Below are 24,802 nucleotides of genomic sequence, written 5' to 3' on the forward strand. Positions count from 1 at the left end.
TGGTCGTCCTTAGTTGAAGATCCGCAGGTCGGAGAATGATCCGTGCGCCACGAGCGCGACGTACGCGTCGGCCACCGCGAGCGTGCCGAGCGTGATCAGGGCGAACTGCCCGTGCCGGGTGTTCAGCCTGCTGATCTGCGTCCAGAGCCAGTAGCGGACGGGGTGCTTGGAGAAGTTCTTCAGGCGCCCGCCCATGACGTGCCGGCACGAGTGGCAGGACAGGGTGTAGGCCCACAGCATGATCACGTTGACCCACAGGATGATGGTGCCGAGCCCGATGCCGAAGCCGCCGTCCTTGCCGTGGAAGGCGTTGATCGCGTCCCAGGTGTTGACGACGGAGATCAGTGCGGCGATCACCCAGAAGTAACGGTGGGCGTTCTGCAGGATGAGCGGGAGGCGCGTCTCGCCGGAGTAGGCGCCCGGGGTCTTGCGGGCCGGGCTCTTGTCCGGGACCGCGCACGCCGACGGCGTGAGCCAGAACGCCCGGTAGTACGACTTGCGGTAGTAATAGCAGGTCAGCCGGAACCCGAGCAGGAACGGCAGCGAGATCAAGGCGTACGGGATGAAGAACGGCAGGTGGGCAGGGACGAACCTGCCGAAGTCCGCGGCACCTGCCGGGCACGCCTTGCTGACGCACGGTGAGTAGAACGGCGTCAGGTAGTGGTACTTCTCGACCCAGAAACTACTGCCCATCATCGATCGCACGGTCGCGTAGATCACCCACGCCGTGAACACGATGAACGTGATCAGGGGGCTGGTCCAGTAGCGGTCCGTGCGTAGGGTGCGCGCCGGGATCTGGGCCCGATCCTTGGCCGGCGCGTCAACCGTCGTCTGCGTCATCCGGAGTCTCCATCGAAGGCACATCGCCTGGGAGGGCCGCTTATACTCCAGCCTCTCCTCTGCGGGCGCACTACGTTATTAGGGAGTTGTCACGAGCAAGATACGAGGCGCGAACACGCAATGTGAAACTGCCCACTTACCAGTGAGTAACAGGGCAAATAATGCGCCTAATGTACCGTAAATCGACATATGCGAATTATGGTATCTAATGAGTGGTTGATGCGCTAGTGCCCGATTGTGGCTCGCGAGGCTAGGATCGCCGCATGGGACAGCGGTCACGCGGGACGGGTCAGCGCACACGGTCGAGCTTCGGCCAGGGCGCGTACGTCGTGCGCTACGCGTGGTGGAGCCCACTCGTCCCCACGCTCGTGGGCGCGGCCCTCGTCGCGGGATTCCTGATCGTCGAGCTGCGGCGCCCGGGGAACGAGCGCTGGCGGCCGGCCGTCCATCCGGGCGTCGACGACTGGATCAACTTCGTGGCCCGCTGCCTGATGCCGCTCGCCGGTATCGCCCTCTTCGTGCTCGCGGCCGTCTACCTGCGCCGTGTCGTACGGGGCCGGGTGGCGTTCGCCATCGCGCGCGACGGCGTCTACTGGTGCCCCTCCGGGAACCGCGCCAAGGGCGAGTGGTTCTCCTGGGACGACGTCGCGGCGATCGAGTTCCACGCGGCCGAAGGCGGCTCCACCGGCCATGGCGCCGTGGCGCTGCTCGGGTACGCGCCGCCGGACGAGGATCTCCCGCGCCTGGTCTCCACCCGCCTCGGCGGCTGGCGGATCGGCCGCCGCCGGCTGGTCCGGGCGCTCCGCGAGTTCGCCCCGCACGTCGAAGTCCTCAGATGACGAGCGTGCGGGCGGGCCGTCGATCGAGATGACGCGCTCGCGGACGAGCCGTTGAGATGACGAACGCGCGGGCGGGCTGTTGGTCGAGATGACGAGCGTACGGGCGGGTCGTTAGTCGAGCCGCTGGACGCCCGGCGGCAGCGCGTCGCCGGCCTCGGCGTCGCGCAGGAAGCCGAGCAGCGTCTCGCGGAACGCCCGCGCGGCGTGTGTCGGGTCGACGTCCTTGCGGTGGGCCAGCGCGATCGTGCGCTGCAGCCCGGGCGGGGCCAGCGGAGTGCCGACGAGGCCGGGCCGTCCGGCGAGGACCATCGACGGCACGACGGCCGCGCCGAGGCCGGCCTCGACGAACCGCAGTACCGCGTCCATCTCTCCGCCCTCGACGGCGAACCGCGGCTCGAACCCCGCCTGCCGGCAGGCCGCCTGCGTCGCCTCCCGCAGGTCGTACCCGCGGCGGAACATCACCAGCGGCCGCGACCGCAGGTCCTCGATCCGCAGCCGGGAGCGCTTCGGCGCGTCCGCGTGCGACGACACGACGACGAGCTCCTCGCGCAGGATCGGCGTCGTCTCCAGGGCCGGGTCCGTGCTCTGCAGCGGCAGGATGATCAGGGCCAGGTCGAGCTGCCCGCGCGCCAGGTCCCGTACGAGGTCGCGGGAGCCGCCCTCCTCGACGCGCAGCTCGATCCCGGGGTAGCGGGTGCGGAAGCGCATCAGCGCGTCGGCGAGCAGCCCGGCGAACAGGGACGGGGTCGCGCCCAGCCGCACCCGTCCGCGCCGCAGCCCCGTCAGGTCCTGCACCTCCCGGCGGGCCGTCTCGACGTCGGCGAGGATGCGCCGCGCGAGCGGAAGCAGCGCCTCGCCGGCCGGGGTCAGCGTGATGTTGCCGCGGGCGCGGCTGAACAGGGGGGCGCCCAGCTCCGCTTCCAGGGTCCTGATCTGCTTGGACAGGGACGGCTGTGCGACGCGCAGAGTTTCCGCCGCCTGTGTGAAGTGCCGCACCTCGGCCACCGCGACGAAGTACGAAAGCTGCTGTAGCTGCACGCTCCATAGCCTACGGCTATGGAAACGAGCGTCATCATGTCTCGGCCCGCAGGATCGCCGTCATCCTGGTCGGCCTCCACCGGCAGCACGGTGTGTTCAGCGAGGTGTCGCGTGGCGTGGCCTCACCGCGCGCACCTTCTTTAACTAAGTTCAAGAACGCTCTTGCACTTAGTTCAAGTCGCAGGTTAGTGTCTTCCTCGTCAGCCAGTTGAACTAAGTGCAAGTAACGCACGGATGCCCCGGAGGAGACCCCCGTGAACACCCTCGCCGCCGTCATGCAGCTGCTCGTCGCCGCCGCCTTCGTCAGCATCCCGCTGGTCCGCCACCGGTACGGCCCCGCAGCCAAGGCCGCCGCGCAGGCCGAGCTGCGCCGCCAGAACGTGCGGCCCGAGGTCCTGGACGAGAACAAGCTCCGCTTCGACGCCGGCGGCCACGAGACCGCGGCCCCCGCCACCGTCGCCGCGGTGATGATCACCACCGCCGTCCTCAACCTCGCCGGCCACGGGCTGGCCCAGCCGCTGACCTGGATCTTCTCCTCGCTGGTCCTGCTGTTGAACGCCGGGATCGTCTACAGCAACCTCACCGCGGTCAAGTCCGTGCAGGCCGCCTTCCGCCGCAAGGGCGACCCCGAACTGGCCCGCGTCCAGGTCGCGCCCTTCCTCAAGGCCGCCGAGAACGCCTTCCCCTCCTGGGTCCGCGCCCAGACCTACATCCGCAACACCACCGTCTTCGCCGGCTCGGCCATCGCCCTGATCGCCGTCTCCGTCGGCTGAGCCACCCGCCCACGACACCAACGGCCCGGGGCCCACCAGCCCTCGGGCCGTTCCCGCTGTCCGCGTCGCGCCGCCCCTACGAGGGTTCCCGCCGCTGGTGTGAAGTGCCTCACCTCGGCCGCGGCGACGAAGTACGAAAGCCGCTGTCGCTGCACGCTCCATAGCCTACGGCTATGGAAACGAGCGTCATCATGTCTTGGACGCCACGATCGAATCGGACATACCTTCCGCCATGTGTCGTCCGTGACCCGATCCACGCCGGTGGCCACCCGCTCCCGCCCGAAGGCCCCGTCGCCCGCGGCCGGTCCGCTGAAGCGGTACCGCTCGTCCGTCGGCAAGAAGGCCGTCATGGCGGTGACCGGCGCCGTCCTCGTCCTGTTCCTCATCGCCCACGCGATCGGCAACCTCAAGGTCTTCCTGGGCCGCCAGGACTTCGACCACTACTCCCACTGGCTGCGCACGATCGGCGAGCCCGCGATCCCGCACCGCGTCTTCCTGACCATCCTGGAAGTCGTCCTCGTCGTCGCCGTGATCCTGCACATGTGGGCGGCGGTCTCCCTGGCCCGCCAGGCGCGCCGGGCCCGCCCCATCCGGTACGCCGCGCGGCCGAAGGCGCATGAGAACCGCTACGCCACGCACGTCATGCGGTACGGCGGGATCGTCATCCTGCTGTTCGTCATCTGGCACCTGCTGGACCTGACCTTCGGCGCGGTCAACCCGAAGGGCGGGAAGGCCGAGGCGTACGACAAGGTCGTCGCGGACTTCGACCCCTCCCGCTGGTACATCTCGCTCTTCTATGTCGTCGCCGTCGTCCTGGTCGGCCTCCACCTGCGCCACGGCCTGTTCAGCGCCGTGCAGACGCTCGGCTGGGGCCGCCGGGGCCGGTACCCCGCCGTCCGCCTGGCCGCCGACGTCGTCGCGGCGCTGCTGGTGATCGGCTTCGTGTCCGTTCCCGTCATGGTCACGATCGGAGTGGTGAAGTAGCCATGAGCGAACTGTTCACCGAAGGCACCTCGATCGAGGACGACAAGGCGCCCGCCGGCCCGATCGCGGAGCGCTGGGACAAGCGCCGCTTCGGCGGCAAGCTGGTCAACCCGGCCAACCGCCGGAAGATGTCGGTGATCGTGGTGGGCACCGGCCTTGCGGGCGGCTCGGCCGCCGCGACGCTCGGCGAGCTGGGCTACCACGTCAAGTCGTTCTGCTACCAGGACAGCCCCCGGCGCGCGCACAGCATCGCCGCGCAGGGCGGCATCAACGCCGCGAAGAACTACCGCAACGACGGCGACAGCATCCAGCGCCTCTTCTACGACACGGTCAAGGGCGGCGACTACCGCTCCCGCGAGTCGAACGTCTACCGCCTCGCCCAGGTCAGCGTCGAGATCATCGACCAGTGTGTGGCGCAGGGCGTGCCGTTCGCCCGCGACTACGGCGGCCTGCTGGACACCCGGTCGTTCGGCGGCGTGCAGGTCTCCCGGACGTTCTACGCCCGGGGCCAGACGGGCCAGCAGCTGCTGCTCGGCGCGTACCAGGCCCTCGAGCGGCAGGTCGCCGCCGGGACCGTGGAGATGTTCGCCCGGCACGAGATGCTCGAGCTGATCATGGTCGACGGTGTGGCCCGGGGCATCATCGCCCGCGACATGGTCACCGGCGAGATCGAGACGCACACCGCCGACGCGGTCGTGCTGGCCTCCGGCGGGTACGGCAACGTCTTCTTCCTGTCGACCAACGCCAAGGGCTGCAACGTCACCGCGACGTGGCGGGCGCACCGCAAGGGCGCGCTGTTCGCCAACCCCTGCTACACGCAGATCCACCCGACCTGCATCCCGCAGAGCGGCGAGCACCAGTCGAAGCTGACCCTGATGTCGGAGTCGCTGCGCAACGACGGCCGGGTCTGGGTGCCGGTGAAGAAGGGCGACACCCGCAAGCCGGGCGACATCCCCGAGGACGAGCGCGACTACTACCTCGAGCGCATCTACCCGTCCTTCGGCAACCTGGTGCCGCGCGACATCGCCTCCCGCGCCGCCAAGAACGTCTGCGACGAGGGCCGCGGCGTCGGCCCCGGCGGCCTGGGCGTCTACCTGGACTTCGCCGACGCGATCGCGCGGCTGGGCCGGGACGCCGTCGCCGCGAAGTACGGCAACCTCTTCGAGATGTACGAGCGCATCACCGGCGAGGACCCGTTCGAGGTGCCGATGCGCATCTACCCGGCGGTGCACTACACGATGGGCGGCCTGTGGGTCGACTACGACCTGCAGTCGACCATCCCGGGCCTGTTCGTGATCGGTGAGGCGAACTTCTCCGACCACGGCGCGAACCGCCTCGGCGCCTCCGCGCTGATGCAGGGCCTGGCCGACGGCTACTTCGTGCTGCCGAACACCATCAGCGACTACCTCGCCAAGGGCCCGCTGCCGAAGATCGGCGACGACCACGAGGCCGTCGTCGAGGCCCGCGAGTCGGTGACGGACCGCATCGAGAAGCTGCTGTCGATCGACGGCGACCGCACCCCCGACTCCTTCCACCGTGAGCTCGGCGCGGTCATGTGGGAGTACTGCGGGATGGAGCGCACCGACGCCGGTCTGCGCAAGGCCATCGACCGGATCCGCGAGCTCCGCCAGGAGTTCTGGACCCGCGTCAAGGTCCCCGGCGAGAACGAGGAGCTCAACCAGAACCTCGAGAAGGCCGGCCGCATCGCCGACTTCTTCGAGCTGGCCGAGCTGATGTGCATCGACGCCCTGCACCGCGAGGAGTCCGCCGGCGGCCACTTCCGCGCCGAGTCGCAGACCCCCGACGGCGAGGCGCTCCGCGACGACGAGAGGTTCGCCTACGTGGCGGCGTGGGAGTACACGGGCCACGCGCCCGTCCTCCACAAGGAGAACCTCGAGTACGAGTACGTCAAGATGACCCAGAGGTCGTACAAGTAATGAAGCTCACGCTGAAGATCTGGCGGCAGAAGAACGCCGCCGACGAGGGCCGGATGGCCTCGTACGAGCTCGACGGCGTCTCGCCGGACATGTCGTTCCTGGAGATGCTCGACGTCCTCAACGAGCGGCTGATCCTGGAGGGCGAGGACCCGGTCGCGTTCGACCACGACTGCCGCGAGGGCATCTGCGGCATGTGCTCGCTCGTGATCGACGGCACGCCGCACGGCCCGGAGAAGGCGACGACCACCTGCCAGCTCCACATGCGGAAGTTCGAGGACGGCGACGTCATCACGATCGAGCCGTGGCGGGCGCGGGCGTTCCCGGTCATCAAGGACCTGGTGGTGGACCGGACGGCGTTCGACCGGATCATCCAGGCCGGCGGCTACGTCAGCGCCCCGACCGGCTCGGCGCCCGAGGCCGCGGCCCTCCCGGTGCCGAAGGAGGACGCGAACGACGCGTTCGACGCGGCGACCTGCATCGGCTGCGGGGCGTGCGTGGCGGCCTGCCCGAACGCCTCCGCGATGCTGTTCACCGCCGCGAAGATCACCCACCTGGGCCTGCTGCCGCAGGGCCAGCCGGAGCGGTACGACCGCGTCACCGCGATGGTGGACCAGATGGACGCCGAGGGCTTCGGCGGCTGCACGAACACCGGCGAGTGCACCGCGGTCTGCCCGAAGGGCATCCCGTTCGAGACGATCTCCCGTCTCAACGCCGACCTGCTCAAGGCCGTCCGCGGCTGAGCGGGCGGCGACCCGGACTTCACGGCCCGGGAGGAAGGTACGTCCCCCCTTCCTCTTGGGCCGTGAACATTCAGCCGACCGCGAGCTGCGTGACCGAGGGCCCCGGCAGGGTGAGGCTGATCTGCCCGGACTGGACGGGCAGCGAGCCGAGCGACGCGGGCGCGGCGTAGGAGACCGAACCGCCGTCCTTCTGGAAGCCGGTGGCCGTGGTGCCGCCGTCGACCCCGATGACGGCCTGCCGGCTCGTCGTGCCCTTGTTCACGATCACGATGACGTTCGGGTCCGCCGACGCGTACACCTCGACGTCCGGGAGGGTCGTCGACGAGGAGACCAGACTGGTGCCGAAGTGCTTCAGCGAGGTGCCCTGCTGGCCGGTGAAGAAGCCCAGGCCGCTGTAGATCGGCATCCGCTCGTCCAGGCCGGCGCCGTTCTGGGCGTACGACGGCCGGTCCGCGTTCGCCCGGTCGTACAGCAGGCCGAGGTCGCCGTTCTTGTCGGCGAAGGCCATGCCGGTCCCGCCCGCGGCGACGACGTGACCGAAGGCGCTGGCGGCCCACCAGATGGCGGCGTTGCGGTACTGCACGGGCTCGGTGCCGGTGTTCCCGCAGCTGCTCGGCGCGGTGTGCACGCTCCAGTCGGAGTTCATCTCACCGACCTCGACGCCGATCGACGACGCCCGGCTCGGGACCGTCGCCTGGATCATGCTGCGGAGGCGGGTGATGTCGTTCTCCCACTCGACCGTGCCGGCCAGCAACCGATCGTCGCAGAGGAACGTGTCGCCGCCCATGCCGTACTTGTGGAAGTCGACGAAGTCCGTCCGTGAGCCGCTGCCGTCCAGGAAGGTCTGGAGGAAGTCCCAGTTCGGGTAGGCCGTGGCGGGTCCACCGACCTTGATGGTCGGGTCGACGGCCTTCATCGCGTCGTAGGCGGCGTTGAACTTCGCGGAGTAGTCCGCCGCGTCCATCTTGGCCCCGTCGGGCTCGTTGCCGAGGATCCAGCGGGTGACCTTGTTCGGGGCGCCGCCCGTGTTGAAGTGGCGGACGAGCCCGGCGGCGTCGACCGGGTCCAGGGGCGCGATCACGATCGGCGTCGAGCCGAGATCCTTGATCGATGACACCCACTCGTCGCCGGTCGGCCCGCGGTCGGCGCCGTCACCGCCGGCCACGATCTTGCTGGTGGTGTCGCCGGGGACGCTGTAGACGAGCTGCATGCGCGCCAGGCCGTACCGGCCGCCGCCGAGCATGGCCCGCTGGGTCGCGTCATTGGTGATGTAGTTCCCGTAGCCGTACCCGGAGATGTCGATGCCGAAGGTCTCCGGCGGTACGGGGCGGACCGCCTGGCCGAAGGCGACGGTGACGTTGGCCGTCGCGGCGTCGGCGGGGCCGGCGGCGGACAGCAGGGCGGCGGCGACCGCACCGGTGGAAAGCAGGGCTCTGAGCGTTCTCATGTGTGGACCGGCTCCGGCGGGGAAATGATCTTGAGTGGTGGCGGACGGATGATCCACTCCGCGCGGTGATCCTCGCACTCGCGGACGTCCTCCGACAGGGGCCTGCGGCCCAATCACGAGCCGTACGGACGCGGTCGCCGGAAGGGCCGGTCGATGAGGACCGTTGGTAGGTATGTTTCAATATCAAAACGGTTGACGTAAAGATCTACCAGCGCCGGGCCGTATTGCCCCACGCTAGGGCCGTTCCCTGTACGACTCCGGAGGTGGACGGCCCCGATGACCGTGAAAAAGAGCCGCTGGCTCATCTCCCTGACCGCGGTTGCACTCGCGGCTTCCGCCTGTGGCGGCGGCGGGTCCGGCGGTGCCAAGGACAAGTCCTTCAGCTTCGCCATCACCGAGCCGGAGCACCTCACGCCGGGCAACACCAACGACGGTCAGGGCCTCAACGTCGACGAAGCGTTGTTCGACCGGCTCATGGCGCTCGACCCGACGGGCAAGCCCGTGCCGCAGGAGGCCGAGTCCCTCACCTCCACGGACCAGAAGGTCTGGACCGCCAAGATCAAGCCGGGGCTCACCTTCCACAACGGCGAGCCGGTCACCGCGCAGAGCTACATCGACGCGTGGAACCAGGCCGCGTACGGTCCCAACGGCTGGGGCAACAACGCCTACTTCGCCACCATCGACGGCTACGACGACATGAACCCGTCGGACGAGAAGGCCAAGCCCAAGGCCGACAAGCTCCGTGGGCTGAAGGCCGTCGACGACCACACCCTTCAGATCACGCTCTCGAGGCCGTTCAGCCAGCTGCCGCTGGTGCTGTCCTTCGCCGGCACCGCGCCGCTGCCCAAGGCGGCGCTGAGCGACCTCAAGGGGTTCGAGCAGAAGCCGATCGGCAACGGCCCGTTCATGCTGGACGGCGCCTGGGAGCACAACCGGCAGATCAAGCTCAAGAAGTTCCCGGGCTACAAGGGGCCGCGACCCGCCCACGCCGACGGGCTCACCTTCAAGATCTACGCCGGCCGTGACGCCGCGTACACCGATCTGCAGGCCGGGAAGGTCGACTTCGACAGCCAGATCCCGGCGGCCAAGGTCCCGCAGGCCAAGCGGGTGCTCGCCAAGCGCTTCCTGAGCGTGCCGAGCGGCACGATGGACTTCCTCGAGTTCCCGCTGTACGACAAGGCGTTCACCAACCCGGACCTGCGCAAGGCCATCTCGATGGCCATCGACCGGCAGTCGATCGTGGACTCCGTCTACAACGGCGCGTTCAAGCCGGTCGGGTCGCTGCTCGCGCCGATCGTCCCCGGCTACCGGGAGAACGCCTGCGGCCAGGCGTGCACGTACAACCCGCAGGCGGCCAAGCAGCTGTTCGACAAGGCGGGCGGCTTCAACGGCACGCTGCACCTGATGTTCTCCAACGCCGACTCGACGTACGAGCAGTGGATGACCGACATCGCCAACCAGCTCAAGCAGAACCTCGGCATCAAGGACATCGTCTTCGACAAGGTCCAGGTGTCGGACTACCTGACCAAGCTGAGCGACCACAAGGCGACCGGCCCGTACCGCAGCAACTGGATCATGGACTACCCGAGCGCGGAGGACTACCTCACCCCGCGCTGCACGCCGCCGATCCGCTCCGGCTACGACGGTGCGGCCTGCCTCGGCCTGATCAAGCAGGGGAACGCCGCCGGTGACCCGCAGCAGGCACAGCAGTTCTACCAGCAGGCCGAGGACGTCGTGCTGAAGGACATGCCGCTCACCCCGCTGTGGAACTGGCGGGACCAGGCCGGCTACTCCAACCGGATCTCGGGCGTCTCCGTCGACCCGTACACCATGCCTCTGCTGCGGCTGGACAAGGTGACGGTCAAGTAGCGTGTGGCGTTTCGTTCTCCGGCGCCTGCTGCAGATGGTGCCGGTCGTCCTCGGGACGACCTTCCTGATCTACGTGCTGGTGTTCGCGCTGCCCGGTGACCCCATCCGGGTCCTGGGCGGCGACAAACCCATGCCACCGTCCGTGTACGAGGCGCTCCGGCACCACTATCACCTCGACGAGCCGCTGATCGAGCAGTACGGCCGGTACCTGCTCGGGCTGTTCCGCGGCGATTTCGGGGAGACGCTCAACGGCCAGTCCGTCTCGAGCCTCATGGGCTCGAGCTGGACGGTCACCGTGCAGCTCGCCCTCACCGCGTGGATCTTCGAGTTGGTCATGGGGATCACGCTCGGCGTGTGGGCGGGGCTGCGCAAGGGCGGGATCGTCGACTCCCTGGTGCTGAGCGGCACGACGTTCGTCATCGCCGTACCGCAGTTCGTGCTGGGCTACTCCGCGCAGCTGGTGTTCGGGCTGAAACTCGGCCTGTTCCCGACCGTGGGCACCGACGACGGCTGGCCGTACAGCTACCTGCTGCCCGGCATGATCCTCGGCTCGCTGAGCCTGGCGTACATCGCCCGGCTCACCCGCACCAGCCTGATCGAGAACATGCGGGCCGACTACGTGCGGACCGCGCTCGCCAAGGGGCTGCCGCGCCGGCGGATCGTCGTCCGGCACACCCTGCGCAACTCCCTGATCCCGGTGGTGACCTACCTCGGCATCGACCTGGGGAACCTGCTGGCCGGCGCGATCATCATCGAGGGCATCTTCAACCTGCCCGGCATCGGCCAGCAGATCTTCCTGGCGATCCAGATCAAGGACGGGCCGACCGTCGTCGGGATCTCGACGTTCCTCGTGCTGATCTACCTGGCGGCCAACCTGGTCGTCGACATCGTGTACGGCGCTCTCGACCCGAGGATCCGGTATGAGTGAGACAGCGGACACGCTCGCGGTCGCGCAGACCGGCTCCGAGGTCGTCGGCGCCTCAGCCTCCCTGTGGAGCGACGCGTGGCGCGAGCTGCGGCGGCGCGTGATCTTCTGGGTGTCGGTCGCGATCCTTCTGGTGATGGGCCTGATCGCGGCGTTCCCGGCGCTGTTCACCGACCGGGGGTCCAACGACCGCTGCGACGTCAAACTGGCGAAGCACGGGCCGTCGTCGTGGAATCCCTTCGCGGCGGGCGGGCATCCGTTCGGGTACGACACGCACGGCTGCGACTACTGGGCCCAGATCGTGCACGGCGCGCGGGCGCCGATGATCGTCGGGTTCGTGGTGACGGGGATCGCCCTGACCCTGGCGATCGTGCTCGGCTCGCTGTCCGGCTACTTCGGGCGCTGGCTCGACACGATCATCTCCCGGCTCACCGACATCCTGTTCGGGCTGCCGCTGGTCCTGGGCGCGCTGGTGATCCTGACCGCGTTCCCCGACCACGGCGTGTGGACGATGTCGCTGGTGCTGGGCGTGCTGTGGTGGCCGACGATGACCCGCCTGATGCGGGGTCAGGTGCTGGCCGTCCGCGACGCCGACTACGTCCAGGCGGCGCGGATGCTCGGCGCCGGCGACGTACGGATCATGGCGCGGCACATCCTGCCGAACGCCATCGCGCCGGTCTTCGTCTACGCCATGCTCAACGTGGGAGTGGTGATCGGGTACGAGGCGACGCTCGACTACCTCGGCGTCGGCCTGCAGTACCCCACGGTCTCGTGGGGCCTGCAGCTGAGCCAGGCCCAGGAGCTGTTCACCGATTATCCCTACCTGCTCATCTATCCCGCGATACTCCTGACGGCGACCGTACTCAGCTTCCTGCTGCTCGGCGACGCCGTTCGCGACGCCCTGGACCCGAAACTGCGCTGATGAACACACCCGACCCCGCTCCGGGGACACCGCTGCTCCAGGTCGAGGATCTGCACGTCGAGTTCCGCATGCGCGGATCGACGGTGCACGCCGTCAACGGGCTCTCCTACGCGCTCCAGGAGGGCGAGACGCTCGCGATCCTGGGCGAGTCCGGGTCCGGCAAGAGCGTGAGCGCGCAGGCCGTGATGGGCATCCTCGACACCCCGCCCGCGTACGTCACGAAGGGCGCCGTACGGTTCCGCGGGACCGAGCTGCTCGGCCTGCCGGAGAAGAAGCGCCGGATCTACCGGGGCGCGCACATCGCGATGATCTTCCAGGACGCGCTGTCGGCGCTGAACCCGGTGCACCGGGTCGGCGACCAGATCGCCGAGATGCTGCTCGTCCACCGGGGCCTGTCCCGCGGCGACGCCCGGAAGCGGGCGATCGAGCTGATGGACCGCGTGCGGATCCCGTCGGCCGCCGACCGGGCGACCGACTACCCGCACCAGTTCTCCGGCGGCATGCGGCAGCGCGTGATGATCGCGATGGCGCTGGCCCTCGAACCCGACGTGCTCATCGCCGACGAGCCGACCACGGCCCTCGACGTCACCGTGCAGGCGCAGATCATGAAGCTGCTGCGGGACCTGCAGGACGAGATGGCGATGGGCCTGATCCTCATCACGCACGACCTCGGCGTCGTGGCGGACGTCGCCGACCGCATCGTGGTGATGTACGCCGGGCGCGTGGTCGAGCAGGCCGAGGTCAAGGAGCTGTACGCCCGGCCCGCGCACCCGTACACCGAGGGGCTGCTGGCGTCGGTGCCGCGCGTCGACGTACGCGAGAGCGCGCTGACGCCGATCAAGGGCGCGCCGCCGAACCTGGCCGCGATCCCCTCCGGCTGCCCGTTCCATCCGCGCTGCCCACGGGCGCGGGAGGAGCGCTGCCCGGACGAGGTGCCCGAGCTGCGCGACGTCACCGGCACCGGGCACGGGAGCGCCTGTCACTACGCGGAGGAGGTGCTCGGTGGCTGACGAGATCCTTCAGGTCGAGAACCTGGTCAAGCACTTCCCGCTCACCCAGGGCGTCGTGCTCAAACGCCAGATCGGGCAGGTCAAGGCGGTCGACGGGGTCTCCTTCGGGCTGCGCAAGGGCGAGACGCTGGGCCTGGTGGGGGAGTCCGGCTGCGGCAAGAGCACCCTCGCCAAGCTGCTCATGGCCCTCGAACGCCCTACCTCCGGCACCGTGCGGTTCGAGGACCGGGACGTCTTCGCGCTGTCGAAGGCGGAGCTGCGGCGGCTGCGCCGCCGGGTGCAGATGGTGCTGCAGGACCCCTACACCTCCCTGAACCCGCGCATGACCGTCGGCGACATCGTCGGCGAGCCGTTCGCGATCCACGGCGACCCCGACGGCGGGCGCCGCCGCCGCGTCCGGGAGCTGCTGGAGATCGTCGGCCTCGACCCCGACCACGTCAACCGGTACCCGCACCAGTTCTCCGGCGGGCAGCGGCAGCGGATCGGCATCGCCCGCGCGCTCGCGCTCCGGCCCGATGTGATCATCTGCGACGAGCCGGTGTCCGCGCTGGACGTCTCGGTCCAGGCACAGGTCATGAACCTCCTCGCCGAGCTGCAGGAGGAGTTCGGCCTGTCGTACGTCTTCATCGCGCACGACCTGGCCGTCGTGCGGCACATCTCCGACCGGGTCGCGGTGATGTACCTCGGGAAGATCGTCGAGGTCGGCGACGAGGAGCAGATCTACGACCATCCGACGCACCCGTACACGCAGGCGCTGCTGTCGGCCGTCCCGGTGCCCGACCCGACGCGGCGCGGGACCCCGATCGTGCTCGAGGGCGACGTGCCGAGCCCGACGAACCCGCCGTCCGGCTGCCGGTTCCGTACGCGCTGCTGGAAGGCCCAGGACGTCTGCGCGACGGAGGAACCCCTCCTGGAGATCAGGGCCGCGCGCGGCCCCGAGGAGGGCCCGGACGGGGGGACGACGGGTTCGCTCCACCCGAGCGCCTGCCACTTCGCCGACGAGAAAATCAGTCGCGCCCGATCGTGAGCGCTGGGTAGCGTCGAAGGATCTGCCGTCTCCTGATCGGCGGTTCCCATGCGCTCATTTCCCGTGCCGGACCCCGGCATGCCCGACGACCGGTCGCCCGCGCGCTACCTGCTGTGGGCGGCGCGTGCCCAAGGCGGCACGATGGCCGCCGCGGCCGGTTCCGGCGTGGTGTGGATGGCCAGCCAGGCCCTGATGCCCGCCGTGATCGGCCGGGCGATCGACGCTGGCCTGACCGCCCGCGACGCCGGGGCCCTGCTGACCTGGTCCGGGGTGCTGCTGGCCCTCGGCGTGATCCAGGCGATCACCGGCGTGCTGCGGCACCGCTACTCCACGGTCAACTGGCTGGGCGCGGCGTTCCGCACGGTCCAGGTGACGACCCGCCAGGCCGCCCGGCTCGGCGCGACGCTGCCGAAGCGGCTCGCGAGCGGCGAGGTCGTCAGCGTCGGGATCGCCGACATCTCCCACATCGGCGCGGCGATGGACATCTGCGGACGCGGCAGCGGCGCGGTCATCGCGATCGGCGTGGCGGGCGCGGTCCTGCTGACGACCTCCTGGCGGCTCGGCCTGATCGTCCTGGCCGGAGTGCCGTTGCTGGCCTTCGTGGTGGGCCCGCTGCTGCGCCCGCTGCACCGGTACCAGCAGCGCCAGCGCGAGCTGCAGGGCGAGCTGGCCACCCGGGCGGGCGACATCGTCACGGGACTGCGCGTGCTGCGCGGGATCGGCGGCGAGCAGGTGTTCGCCGCGCGGTACCGCGAGGAGTCCCAGACGGTCCGCGCGGCCGGCGTCCGCGTCGCGCGCACCGAGTCACTCCTGGACGGCGCGCAGGTGCTGCTGCCCGGCCTGCTGGTCGCGCTGGTCACCTGGGCGGGGGCGCGGTTCGCCCTGAACGGCGAGATCACGACCGGCGAGCTGGTCGCCTTCTACGGCTACGCCGTCTTCCTCGTCGACCCGCTGCGGACCCTCACCGAGGCGGCCGACAAGCTCACCAAGGCGCACGTCGCCGCGCGCCGGGTCGTGCGGATCCTCCGGATGACCCCCGAGCCGCCCGACCTGGGCACCGGGTCCCCGGCCGGCGGCGACCTGGTCGACGGGGAGTCCGGCGTCGTCGTACGGCCCGGCCGGCTCACCGCGATCGCCGCGACCGCCCCGGAGGACGCCCAGGCCATCGCGGACCGGCTCGGCCGCTTCGCCGACGGGGCGGTCACCTGGGGCGGCGTGCCCCTGCGCGAGCTGTCCCTGCCGTCCGTGCGCGAGGCGATCCTGGTCGCCGACAACGAGGCGCGGCTGTTCTCCGGGCGGCTGCTGGACGAGCTCGGCGGCCCCGGCGGGGCACCGGAGCCCGCCGTCCGGGCGGCACTGCGCACGGCGTGCGCGGAGGACGTCGTCGACGAGCTGCCGGACGGCCTGCACTCGGCGGTCGCCGAGGGCGGCCGGGAGTTCTCCGGCGGCCAGCAGCAGCGGCTCCGGCTCGCCCGCGCCCTCGCCGCCGACCCAGATGTCCTCGTCCTCGTCGAGCCGACGTCGGCGATCGACGCCCACACCGAGGCCCGGATCGCGGGCCGCCTCGGGGCGCACCGAGAGGGGCGCACGACGGTCGTGTGCACGACCAGCCCGCTCGTCCTCGACCACGCCGACGAGGTGATCTTCGTCCAGGACGGCAAGGCCGCGGCGACGGGCCGCCACCACGAGCTGCTCACCGCCGAGCCCGCCTACGCCACCACCGTGACCCGAGAGGAGCAGTGAACGTGCCGGAGGGGCGCGACGTCACGACGGAAGAGCGCGACGACGACCGGATCGACGAGGAGACGCGGCGGCCGGGCGAGGGACAGGACGTCACGGCCGAGGAGCGTGAGCGGCGCGCGTCGTCTGGACGGAAGACCGAAACGACCGGCGCGACGAGGGAGGACGGCGCGTTGGGCGCCGCGAACCGCGCTCGCGGAGCGAGCGCCATCCAACGCGACGACCGGACCGACGAGGAGACCCGGCGGCCGGGCGAGGGGCACGACGCGCCCGGGGCCGCGCGGATCCTGCCGGTCGCCTCGGCGGCCCAGGTGCGGGCGTACGCGCGGCGGCTGACGCTCGCCTATCCGCGTGAGCTCACCGTCGTGCTCGGTCTGCACGGCCTCGCCGCGATCGCCGGGCTGGTCGCCCCGCGTCTCCTCGGCGAGCTCGTGCAGAACGTACGCGCCGGGTCCTCGCACGTGACGGTCGACCGCATCGCGATCGCCATCCTGGTCTTCGTCGTCGCGCAGGGCGTGCTGCTGCGGTACGCCGTCTTCATGTCCGCGCGGCTCGGCGAGAAGGTCCTGGCGCGGCTGCGCGAGGAGTTCGTCGACCGGGTCCTGGAGCTGCCGCTGTCCACGGTCGAGCGGGCCGGCACCGGCGACCTGGTCACCCGCACGGCACGCGACGTCGACGCCCTCGCCCGTACGGTGCGGCACGCGGTGCCCGAGACGCTGATCGCGATGGTCACCGGCGCGTTCGCGGTCGGCGCGCTGCTGCTCGTCGGGCCGCTGCTGGCCCTGCCGTGCCTCGTCGGCGTGCCGCTGCTGTGGTGCGGCACCCGGTGGTACCTCAAACGGGCCCGCGACGGCTACCTCTGGGAGAACGAGGCATGGGGCGGCGTGACCTCCGGCCTCACCGAGACGGTCGACGGCGCGCGCACCATCGAGACGCTGCGGCTGGAGGGCCGCCGCGTCGCGCGGACCGACGCCGACCTCGCCGGCGCGTGGAAGGCCGAGCGGTACACCCTCGGACTGCGCCTGGTGTGGTTCCCGCTGGTGGAGATCGGCTACGTGCTCCCGGTCGCGGCGACGCTGCTGATCGGCGGGCTGTTCTACCTCCACGGCCTGGCATCGCTCGCCCAGGTCACCGCCGCCACCCTGTACGTCCAGCAGCTCATCGACCCGCTCGACCGGTTCCTGTCCTGGGTCGACGAGCTGCAGGTCGGCGGCGCGTCCCTGGCCCGGCTGCTGGGGGTCTCCGAGGTGCCGGCGGACCGCGTGCCGAGCGACGAACGGCCCGACGGCGAGCGGATGACGGTCGACGCGGTGCGGTACTCCTACCGGGACGGCCAGGACGTGCTGCACGGGATCGACCTGCGCCTGCGACCGGGAGAACGGCTCGCCATGGTCGGGCCGAGCGGCGCGGGCAAGTCCACCCTCGGCCGGCTGCTCGCCGGCGTGCTGCGGCCCCGCACCGGGGCGGTCACCGTCGGCGGGGTGCCGCTGGTGGACCTGCCGCTGGAGGACCTGCGCCGCAACGTCGCCCTGGTCACCCAGGAGCACCACGTGTTCCGGGGCACGGTGCGCGACAACCTGGTGCTGGCCCGGCCGGACGCGACCGACGAGGAGCTGGCGCGGGCCCTGGACGCCGTGGACGCGACGTGGGCGAACGCGATGCTGGACACCGAGGTCGGCACCGGCAACACGGCGCTGTCACCGGCCCAGGCGCAGCAGCTCGCGCTCGCCCGTCTCGTCCTGGCCGATCCCCACACGCTGGTGCTGGACGAGGCGACCTCGCTGCTGGACCCGCGCGCCGCCCGGCACCTCGAGCGCAGCCTGTCGGCGGTGCTCGACGGCCGTACGGTCGTGGCGATCGCACACCGGCTGCACACCGCGCACGACGCCGACCGCGTCGCCGTCGTGGAGGACGGCCGGATCACCGAGCTCGGCGGCCACCACGACCTGATCGCCCGCGACGGCTCCTACGCCGCCCTGTGGCGCTCCTGGCACGGCCAGGGCTGAGGGGCCAGGGGAGGCTGTGCGCGGAGACCGGCCGTAGCGGTCCAGGGATGGGGCGACCAGGGGTCGCCGACGGCGAGGAAGGCGTGACAGGCATCGTTCCGGGAACGAGGGACGCGCCCGCTATCCAGCCCGGTTCTGGGACGCATGAAGAAGTCGTCGATCTGCCGGACCACGTGATGAACTGGTCGAAGTCGACGGGCTTGGTGACGTAGGCCGGCGCTGAGGACACCGACGTCTCCCGTGAACCGTTGTGCTTTCATGATCAAATGAGGTATGAGGAGGCGCTGTCCGGCGTCCGTGAGCTGTGTGTCGAACATCTGGGGGAACACCTCGGGGCTCAGGTGGCGGCGTTGGCGCGGCCCGGGTTCGAGCTGAAGCCCGCGGACGAGGATGCCGCGGTGACCGGGTTGTGCCGGTGGGGCGGCCCGGCGCTGCTGGAGCCGGGCACACAGTGGCCCATGTACGCGGGTGTACCGCTCAGCGTGTACGCCGTGCTCGATGTCGGCGCGCTCGGCCCGTGGCTCGGTGATCAGGTCCCGGCGACCGGGTCCGCGCTGCTCAATTTCTTCTTCCTGGATCCATGGACCGGGTCCCAGGAGGTTCCGAAAGACGCCGGCGGCTTCAGCTACGAGGATCCGCGGGTATGCCGGGTCGTTCCTGCCGACTCACAACGTGCGGTCGAGGTGCCGGCGCCGGATCCAGCCCCGAGATTCGACGGAGTTCCGCTGCACGCCCACCCTGTCGTCACCTTGCCTTCGGCCTCGTCCTACGACTGCGATCCGGTGCTCAGCACTCTCGACTATGGCGACGCGATCGAGGAGTCGTCTCTTTACCAGGTGGATCCCGCCTGGCTGGTGGTCGACAAGTTCGGCGAGGCCGCCTGGCCGCAGTACTGCGTGGACGAGCAGGGCATCGAGTGGGGCGGCATGCGTAATCAGGCGTTCGGCTGGCCGCCGATCCACAGCTACGGCGTTGGCCTGTTGGAGGATCTGTCGCAGGACGAGCCCTACGCTCACCTGCTCACTCTCGGCGCCACCGATATGTGGGAATGGGGTGATGGGGGCATCCTGCGGTTCGTCGCCCCGGCCAAAGCGTTCCGGGCAGGCGACATGAGCCAGGCGCGAGCCAATCCCGACGCCTGGTAGTGAGGTGCCTTCCTTGCCGTCGGCGTTGACGTCATAAAGCGCGCAAACAGCGCATATGCCGGTCCACTGCGACGGCAAAGTGTCCAGGACGACGGCGAAGTGGCCGGCTTACCGCGTCAGGAGCGGGGGAGTTTGACGACGCTGACGAAGAAGTCGTCGATTTGCCGGACCACCCTGATGAACTGGTCGAGGTCGACGGGCTTGGTGACGTAGGCGTTGGCGTGCAGCCGGTAGCTGCGGAGGATGTCCTCTTCGGCCTCGGAGGTGGTGAGGACGACGACCGGGATCGTGCGCAGCGTCTCGTCGGCCTTGATCTCCCCCAGCACCTGCCGGCCGTCCATGCGCGGCAGGTTGAGGTCGAGGAGCACCAGGTCGGGGCGTGGCGCGTCGGTGTAGTCGCCCTCCCGCCGCAGGAAGCGCATCGCCTCTTCGCCGTCGCTGACGATCGACAGCTTGTTTCTGACCCCGGTGTCGTCGAACGCCTCTTTGGTCAGCACGACGTCACCGGGATCGTCCTCGACGAGGAGCACTTCGATCGGGCGGATGATCACGTCGTTCATTCCTCGGCGTTCTCTGTGGTGTCGTCGGCGATGGCGGGCAGCGTCCACCGGATCGTGGTGCCCCGCTGCTCCGGCTCGGTTTCCAGCCAGATGCGTCCGCCATGGTATTCGACGATTTTCTTGCACAACGCCAGCCCGATCCCGGTCCCGGCGTATTCGTCCTTGGGATGCAGGCGCTGGAAGATGAGGAAGATCCGGTCGGCGTACGCGGCGTCGATGCCGATGCCGTTGTCGCTGCAGGCGAACTCCCAGACCTCCTCGTCCCGCCGGGCCGAGACGTGCACGCGCGGCGCCTCCTCGCTGCGGAACTTGATGGCGTTGCCGACGAGGTTCTGGAACAGCTGGGTCAGCAGGGTCGCGTCGCCGGTCACCTTGGGCAGCGGGTCCCAGCTGATGCCCGCGTCCGACTCGGAGCGGGCGAGGCCGAGGTTGTCCAGGGCCCGCTGCAGCGTTTTTTCGCAGTCCACGACCGCCATGTCGCGGCTCACCCGGCCGACCCGGGAGAAGTTCAGCAGGTCGTTGATGAGCGACTGCATGCGCTTGGCGCCGTCGACCGCGAAGTCGATGTACTGCCGGCCGCGGTCGTCGAGGACGTCGGAGTAGCGGCGTTCGAGCATCTGGCAGAAGCTCGCGACCTTGCGCAGGGGCTCCTGCAGGTCGTGGCTGGCGACGTAGGCGAACTGCTCCAGCTCGGCGTTGGAGCGGCGCAGCTCCTGGGTCTGCTCGTCGAGCTTGGCGCGCGCCTCGGACGCCTCCCGCCACTCCTCCAGGATGTGGTTGCGCATCGCGTCGATGTGCGCGGCCAGCTCGGCGATCTCGGCCGGCCCGGAGGCCTGCAGCGGATGCGTCAGGTCGCCCTGGGAGACGCGGCGGACCTGGCCGGTCAGCGCGGACACGGGACGCAGGACCGTACGCCGGATCAGGAGGGTGAGCCCGAGGGCGCCGACGACCAGGGCGATCGCGCCGCCGAGCAGGGTCTCGTACAGCCGGTTCACCTGGTCGTTCAGCCGGTCGGCGGCGTGGTGCTGCAGCGCGGCGAGCCGGGTGCGCTCGGCCGCGGCCGCGTCGCGGACCGCGGCGAACCGCTGCTCGCCCAGGACCTCGGACGGCTTCCCCGTCTTGGTGATCAGCGGGTCGGCGTAGTCGTGCCGCCAGGCGGCCAGCCGGGAGCCGACCTCGGTGAGTCCGGCGCGGGCCGGCCCGGCGTCGTGGGCGTCGCGCAGGAGCCGCGTCGTCTCGGCGATGGCGGCGGAGGTCTCGGCCTCGGCGCGCCGGTAGTCGGCGGGACCCGTCGCGGCGCCGGTCAGCGTGTACGCGCGCACCGCGCCGACCTCCGCCGAGATGGACGTGCTGAGCCGGGCGGACTGCAGCACGGCCGGGTCGATGTGGCGGAGCAGCGTGGTGCGGGCGGAGGCGCCGTCGCGGACCGCCAGCCCGATGACGGTGCCGACGGCGACGACCGCGAGCAGCAGGAGGACGATGCCGAGGCCGTACCAGTGGCCGACGCCGAACCTCGGTACGCCCTCCGCGTCGACCTGGAGCGTCGGCTGGCGCGGGCGGCGTATCGAGGGAGTGGTCACCGGGCGGCCTTTCCGGACAGCATCACCACGGCGAGGTCGTCGGTGAGCGCCTCGCCGTTGAGCGCCTCCACCGCGGTGACGAGGTGGTCGATGAGCAGGTCGCCGGTGAGGCCCTGGGCGCGCGCGGCGGAGGCCATCTCGACCAGGCCCTCGGTGCCGAGGCGGTCGGGCCCGCCGCCGACGCGGCCCTCGATCAGCCCGTCGGTGTACAGCATGAGCGACCAGCGGCCGGTCAGCTCGACCTCCGCGGCCGGCCATTCGGAGCCGGGGAACAGGCCGAGCGCCGGGCCGTACGCGTCGTCGGGCAGTGCCGTGGCCGTGGTCTCGCCGAACAGCAGCGGCGCGGGATGGCCGGCCATGCGGAACCGCGCGCGCTGCCGGTCGGGTGCGATCGTGACCATGCTGAGCGTCGTGAAGATCTCCTCCGACCAGCGTTCGTGTCCCAGGACCGTGTCGAGCGTGCCCAGCAGGTCCATGCCGGTGTGCCCGGCCAGCACGAGGGTGCGCCAGGCCATCCGCAGCCGGACGCCGAGGGAGGCCTCGTCCGGGCCGTGCCCGCAGACGTCGCCGATGACGAGGTGGACGGTGCCGTCGGCGGTCTGCACCGTGTCGTAGAAGTCGCCGCCGAGGAGGGCGCGCTCGCGGCCGGGGCGGTAGCGCGTGTGGTGCTGCAGCTCCGGGTCGTCGATCAGCGGGACCGGCAGCAGCCCCAGCTCGATCCGGGCGTTCTCCTCGCTGCGCAGCTCGGCCTCCATGAGCTGCCGTTCGGAGTCCTCGGCGCGCTTGCGCTCCAGGGCGTACCGGATGGCACGGGCCAGCAGCGGCCCGTCGACCTCGTGCTTGATCAGGTAGTCCTCGGCGCCGGCGGCCACGGCGGCGACGCCCACCGCCGCGTCGCTGCGCCCGGTGAGGACGAGAACGGCCGAGCGCGGAGCCATGTCGAGCACCGCGCGCAGCAGGTCGAGCCCCTCGGCGTCGGGCAGCGACAGGTCCACCACCGCGCAGTGGATGCCCGGGCGCAGCCGCTCCCGGGCCTCGCGGAGCGTGCGCGCCTGGACGATGCGGGCGTCCGGGAGCTCCTCGCCGAGGAGCTCCTCGAAGAGGAAGGCGTCACCCGGGTCGTCCTCGATCAGCAGGATCTCCAGCTTGCCGTCGCCGGGAACGACCGAGGTCGAGTGCTCGATTATCGCGCTCACGTCTCGTCGGGGGTCGGGGTGCCCATCGCACCGTCGGAAGAATGGTGCCCGCTCCGGGGCGTCGGAGCAACGGTCACGCGAGCGCTTCCTTCAAGAACCGTATTTGAAGCAGCAGAAGGTTCTCGGCGACGACCTCCTGCGGCGTCATGTGGGTGACCCCGGACAGCGGCAGCACGCTGTGTGGCCGGCCCGCGGCCAGCAGCGCGGAGGACAGCCGAAGCGTGTGCGCGGCGACGACGTTGTCGTCGGCCAGCCCGTGGATGAGCAGCAGCGGCCGGGTGAGGTCGGCGCCTTCGGACGCCGCGCGCGTCAGGTCGCACTTCTCGTACGCCTCGGGGTCCTCGCCCGGGTGGCCGAGGTAGCGCTCGGTGTAGTGCGTGTCGTACAGCGTCCAGTCGGTGACCGGCGCGCCGGCGATCGCGGCGTGGAAGACGTCCGGCCGGCGCAGGACCGCGAGCGCGGCGAGGTAGCCGCCGAACGACCAGCCCCGGATGCCCACCCGCGACAGGTCGAGGGGGAAGCGCTCGGCCGCCCCGCGCAGCGCCGCGATCTGGTCGTCGAGCACCGGGTCCGCCATGTTCCTGTGGACGGCCCGCTCCCACGCGCCGCCCCGGCCCGGGGTGCCGCGCCCGTCCGCGACCACGACCGCGAACCCCTGGTCGGCGAGCCACTGCGGCTCGGCGAAGGCGCGCCGCGCCGCCATGACGCGCTGGGCGTGCGGCCCGCCGTACGGGTCCATCAGGACCGGCAGCGGATCATCCCCGGTGTACCCCGTCGGGAGCAGCACCGCGGTGCGCAGCTCCCGCTCGCCGGTGCGGATCAGGGTGACGCCGACGTCGAGGGACGGCCGTTCGGCGTGCGAGGCGATCCGGCCGACCGGCCGGCCGCCGCGCAGCACCGTCGTCTCCACGCCGAACCGGTCGAGCCGGCTGCCGGTGACGACGGTGGTGCCGCCGCGTCGCCGCGCGCCGAAGACGCCCGCGCCGTCGCTCACCCGGCTCAGGCCGCCGGGGGAGTACGCCCAGACGTGGATCTCGGTCGGCTCCTCGGAGGCGGTGAACAGGACGGTGTCGCCGTCCACGTCGAGCACCGAGCGTACGTGCAGGTCGTCGGGGGTCACGCGCTCGCCGCCGACGATGAGTCCGCGTGCGTCGTGCCCGTCCTCGGCGGCCCACACCAGGTCGCCGTCCCCGGTACGGGCGGGCACGCCCGGCGCGATGTCCAGCCAGACCGGGTCGGTGTCCTCGCGGACGAGCGTGGTCCGGCCGGTCGCGGGGTCGGCCTCGAGGATCCGCATCGTCTTCTGGTCGCGGGTCTGGACGACGAGCAGGACGCCGCGGGAGTCCCAGCGGGCGGTGACGAGGTACGGGAACGTGGCGCGGTCCCACTCGACCGCCTGCCGCCCGCCGTCGAGCCCGAGGACGACGAGGGAGACGTCGGCGTTCGGCGTGCCGGCGGCCGGGTAGCCGACCTCGCGGGGCGCCGCCTCCGGGTGGGCGGGGTCGGCGATGTGCCACCGGTGCACCGGCGACTCGTCGACGCGGGCGGTCAGGATCGCGGTGCCGTCGGGCGCCCACCAGTAGCCGCGCATGCGCTGCATCTCCTCGGCGGCGATGAACTCCGCGAGGCCGTACGAGATCTGCTCGTCCTCCGGCTCGGCCAGCGCGCGGTCGGCGCCGGTGGCCACCTCGATCACGCGCAGGGCGCGCCCGGAGACGTACGCGACGCGGGTCCCGCTCGGGTCCGGGCGCGGGTCGAAGACAGGGACGGCGGCGTCCAGGGGCCGGACCTCCGCGTCGAGGTCGGTGACGAACAGCCGCCCGGACAGCGCGAACGCGGCGAGCGAGAGCCGCTCGTCGGCGGCGTACGCGACCACGCCGCCCGCCTGCTCACGGGCGCGCTCGCGGCGGGCCCGCTCCTCGGCCGGCAGGTCCTCCTCGCCGGGCAGGTCGAGGGCGCGCGGGTCGACGATGAGGCGCTCCTTGGCCTCCGCGCCGTCGCCGGGGACGTCGAGCGCCCACAGGCAGGTGACCGGATCGGTGCCTCCCCGTGAGCGGAGGAACACCACCCGTGAACCGTCGGGAGAGACCTGGAAACCGCGCGGGGCTCCGAGCGTGAACCGCCGTGTACGCGCACTCTGCCGGGGAAAGCTCGTCGTCATGCCTCGATCCTGCCAGGAGCGTGTGAATGCTCCGTGCAAGTCCGTCGGTCATACGGAAGACTG

The 24,802-nt window shown here is 70.8% G+C and carries 20 protein-coding genes; 13 read left to right on the forward strand and 7 right to left on the reverse strand.

Annotation, left to right across the window (positions count from 1 at the left end; all coding sequences use genetic code 11):
• Positions 1-9 precede the first annotated feature (9 nt).
• Positions 10-840, reverse strand: a complete 831-nt coding sequence (locus tag ACQP2O_RS07795) for a hypothetical protein (protein ID WP_433181257.1) — start codon at positions 838-840, stop codon at positions 10-12.
• A 263-nt stretch (positions 841-1,103) separates the two neighbouring features.
• On the opposite strand from ACQP2O_RS07795, the gene ACQP2O_RS07800 reads away from it, so the two are divergent.
• Entirely contained in the window at positions 1,104-1,679 is a 576-nt protein-coding gene (locus ACQP2O_RS07800; RefSeq protein WP_433181258.1) for a hypothetical protein, read from the forward strand.
• Positions 1,680-1,790: 111 nt separating this feature from the next.
• Here ACQP2O_RS07800 and ACQP2O_RS07805 read toward each other — a convergent pair whose 3' ends face one another.
• Entirely contained in the window at positions 1,791-2,717 is a 927-nt protein-coding gene (locus ACQP2O_RS07805) for a LysR substrate-binding domain-containing protein (RefSeq protein ID WP_360880557.1), read from the reverse strand.
• A gap of 254 nt (positions 2,718-2,971) precedes the next feature.
• Here ACQP2O_RS07805 and ACQP2O_RS07810 point away from each other — a divergent pair, with 254 nt between their 5' ends.
• The 4 genes from ACQP2O_RS07810 (at position 2,972) to ACQP2O_RS07825 (ending at position 7,151) form a co-directional block, all read left to right on the forward strand.
• Positions 2,972-3,490, forward strand: coding sequence for a hypothetical protein (locus ACQP2O_RS07810; protein ID WP_433181260.1), 519 nt, complete (start codon positions 2,972-2,974; stop codon positions 3,488-3,490).
• A 243-nt stretch (positions 3,491-3,733) separates the two neighbouring features.
• Complete coding sequence (locus ACQP2O_RS07815) at positions 3,734-4,474, forward strand: succinate dehydrogenase cytochrome b subunit (protein ID WP_433181262.1); 741 nt, start codon at positions 3,734-3,736, stop codon at positions 4,472-4,474.
• A gap of 2 nt (positions 4,475-4,476) precedes the next feature.
• A complete protein-coding gene (locus ACQP2O_RS07820) occupies positions 4,477-6,411 on the forward strand; it encodes a fumarate reductase/succinate dehydrogenase flavoprotein subunit (protein WP_433181263.1) in 1,935 nt (644 codons plus the stop codon).
• Positions 6,411-7,151, forward strand: a complete 741-nt coding sequence (locus ACQP2O_RS07825; protein ID WP_433181265.1) for a succinate dehydrogenase/fumarate reductase iron-sulfur subunit — start codon at positions 6,411-6,413, stop codon at positions 7,149-7,151. Before ACQP2O_RS07820 ends, ACQP2O_RS07825 begins: the two co-directional genes overlap by 1 nt.
• A gap of 70 nt (positions 7,152-7,221) precedes the next feature.
• On the opposite strand, the gene ACQP2O_RS07830 is transcribed toward ACQP2O_RS07825, so the two are convergent.
• Entirely contained in the window at positions 7,222-8,598 is a 1,377-nt protein-coding gene (locus tag ACQP2O_RS07830) for a GH39 family glycosyl hydrolase (RefSeq protein ID WP_433181266.1), read from the reverse strand.
• Between the two features lie 276 nt (positions 8,599-8,874).
• Here ACQP2O_RS07830 and ACQP2O_RS07835 point away from each other — a divergent pair, with 276 nt between their 5' ends.
• The 8 genes from ACQP2O_RS07835 to ACQP2O_RS07870 all read left to right on the forward strand — a co-directional run bounded on the left by ACQP2O_RS07835 (position 8,875) and on the right by ACQP2O_RS07870 (position 19,242).
• Positions 8,875-10,467, forward strand: a complete 1,593-nt coding sequence (locus tag ACQP2O_RS07835) for a peptide ABC transporter substrate-binding protein (RefSeq protein ID WP_433181268.1) — start codon at positions 8,875-8,877, stop codon at positions 10,465-10,467.
• 1 nt (position 10,468) lies between these two features.
• Complete coding sequence (locus ACQP2O_RS07840; RefSeq protein WP_433181270.1) at positions 10,469-11,395, forward strand: ABC transporter permease; 927 nt, start codon at positions 10,469-10,471, stop codon at positions 11,393-11,395.
• Positions 11,388-12,314: an ABC transporter permease gene (locus ACQP2O_RS07845; RefSeq protein ID WP_433181271.1), complete on the forward strand. Its 927-nt coding sequence runs from the start codon at positions 11,388-11,390 to the stop codon at positions 12,312-12,314. The genes ACQP2O_RS07840 and ACQP2O_RS07845 overlap by 8 nt, the downstream gene beginning before the upstream one ends.
• Positions 12,314-13,324, forward strand: a complete 1,011-nt coding sequence (locus ACQP2O_RS07850; protein ID WP_433181273.1) for an ABC transporter ATP-binding protein — start codon at positions 12,314-12,316, stop codon at positions 13,322-13,324. The genes ACQP2O_RS07845 and ACQP2O_RS07850 overlap by 1 nt, the downstream gene beginning before the upstream one ends.
• On the forward strand, positions 13,317-14,351 hold the full coding sequence (locus ACQP2O_RS07855) for an ABC transporter ATP-binding protein (protein ID WP_433181275.1): 1,035 nt from the start codon (positions 13,317-13,319) through the stop codon (positions 14,349-14,351). The genes ACQP2O_RS07850 and ACQP2O_RS07855 overlap by 8 nt, the downstream gene beginning before the upstream one ends.
• Before the next feature lie 48 nt (positions 14,352-14,399).
• On the forward strand, positions 14,400-16,094 hold the full coding sequence (locus tag ACQP2O_RS07860; RefSeq protein ID WP_433181277.1) for an ABC transporter ATP-binding protein: 1,695 nt from the start codon (positions 14,400-14,402) through the stop codon (positions 16,092-16,094).
• Positions 16,095-16,096: 2 nt separating this feature from the next.
• The gene (locus ACQP2O_RS07865) at positions 16,097-18,097 is read left to right on the forward strand and encodes an ABC transporter ATP-binding protein (protein WP_433181279.1); all 2,001 of its coding nucleotides are present in this window, start codon (positions 16,097-16,099) and stop codon (positions 18,095-18,097) included.
• A gap of 266 nt (positions 18,098-18,363) precedes the next feature.
• Positions 18,364-19,242, forward strand: coding sequence for a DUF1963 domain-containing protein (locus tag ACQP2O_RS07870; protein WP_433181281.1), 879 nt, complete (start codon positions 18,364-18,366; stop codon positions 19,240-19,242).
• A gap of 116 nt (positions 19,243-19,358) precedes the next feature.
• Here the strand turns inward: ACQP2O_RS07870 and ACQP2O_RS07875 are convergent, their stop codons facing one another.
• From ACQP2O_RS07875 to ACQP2O_RS07890, 4 genes are all read right to left on the reverse strand, one after another.
• A complete protein-coding gene (locus tag ACQP2O_RS07875) occupies positions 19,359-19,802 on the reverse strand; it encodes a response regulator (protein WP_433181283.1) in 444 nt (147 codons plus the stop codon).
• A complete protein-coding gene (locus ACQP2O_RS07880; RefSeq protein WP_433181285.1) occupies positions 19,799-21,382 on the reverse strand; it encodes a sensor histidine kinase in 1,584 nt (527 codons plus the stop codon). Before ACQP2O_RS07880 ends, ACQP2O_RS07875 begins: the two co-directional genes overlap by 4 nt.
• Positions 21,379-22,578, reverse strand: a complete 1,200-nt coding sequence (locus tag ACQP2O_RS07885; RefSeq protein ID WP_433181287.1) for a PP2C family protein-serine/threonine phosphatase — start codon at positions 22,576-22,578, stop codon at positions 21,379-21,381. The genes ACQP2O_RS07880 and ACQP2O_RS07885 overlap by 4 nt, the downstream gene beginning before the upstream one ends.
• 73 nt (positions 22,579-22,651) lie before the next feature.
• Positions 22,652-24,739, reverse strand: coding sequence for a prolyl oligopeptidase family serine peptidase (locus ACQP2O_RS07890; protein ID WP_433181289.1), 2,088 nt, complete (start codon positions 24,737-24,739; stop codon positions 22,652-22,654).
• Positions 24,740-24,802 lie beyond the last annotated feature (63 nt).

This window comes from Actinoallomurus sp. CA-150999 (assembly GCF_050942425.1).
In the GTDB taxonomy this organism is placed as follows: Bacteria; Actinomycetota; Actinomycetes; order Streptosporangiales; family Streptosporangiaceae; genus Actinoallomurus.

What these genes read in the sequence shown, in the direction of transcription:
- ACQP2O_RS07820 (WP_433181263.1), top strand. Translation starts at nt 4,477, where the DNA reads ATGAGCGAACTGTTCACCGAAGGCACCTCGATCGAGGACGACAAGGCG.
- ACQP2O_RS07850 (WP_433181273.1), top strand. Translation starts at nt 12,314, where the DNA reads ATGAACACACCCGACCCCGCTCCGGGGACACCGCTGCTCCAGGTCGAG.
- ACQP2O_RS07845 (WP_433181271.1), top strand. Translation starts at nt 11,388, where the DNA reads ATGAGTGAGACAGCGGACACGCTCGCGGTCGCGCAGACCGGCTCCGAG.
- ACQP2O_RS07825 (WP_433181265.1), top strand. Translation starts at nt 6,411, where the DNA reads ATGAAGCTCACGCTGAAGATCTGGCGGCAGAAGAACGCCGCCGACGAG.
- ACQP2O_RS07795 (WP_433181257.1), bottom strand. Translation starts at nt 840, where the DNA reads ATGACGCAGACGACGGTTGACGCGCCGGCCAAGGATCGGGCCCAGATC.
- ACQP2O_RS07860 (WP_433181277.1), top strand. Translation starts at nt 14,400, where the DNA reads ATGCGCTCATTTCCCGTGCCGGACCCCGGCATGCCCGACGACCGGTCG.
- ACQP2O_RS07800 (WP_433181258.1), top strand. Translation starts at nt 1,104, where the DNA reads ATGGGACAGCGGTCACGCGGGACGGGTCAGCGCACACGGTCGAGCTTC.
- ACQP2O_RS07830 (WP_433181266.1), bottom strand. Translation starts at nt 8,598, where the DNA reads ATGAGAACGCTCAGAGCCCTGCTTTCCACCGGTGCGGTCGCCGCCGCC.
- ACQP2O_RS07890 (WP_433181289.1), bottom strand. Translation starts at nt 24,739, where the DNA reads ATGACGACGAGCTTTCCCCGGCAGAGTGCGCGTACACGGCGGTTCACG.
- ACQP2O_RS07870 (WP_433181281.1), top strand. Translation starts at nt 18,364, where the DNA reads ATGAGGTATGAGGAGGCGCTGTCCGGCGTCCGTGAGCTGTGTGTCGAA.
- ACQP2O_RS07875 (WP_433181283.1), bottom strand. Translation starts at nt 19,802, where the DNA reads ATGAACGACGTGATCATCCGCCCGATCGAAGTGCTCCTCGTCGAGGAC.
- ACQP2O_RS07835 (WP_433181268.1), top strand. Translation starts at nt 8,875, where the DNA reads ATGACCGTGAAAAAGAGCCGCTGGCTCATCTCCCTGACCGCGGTTGCA.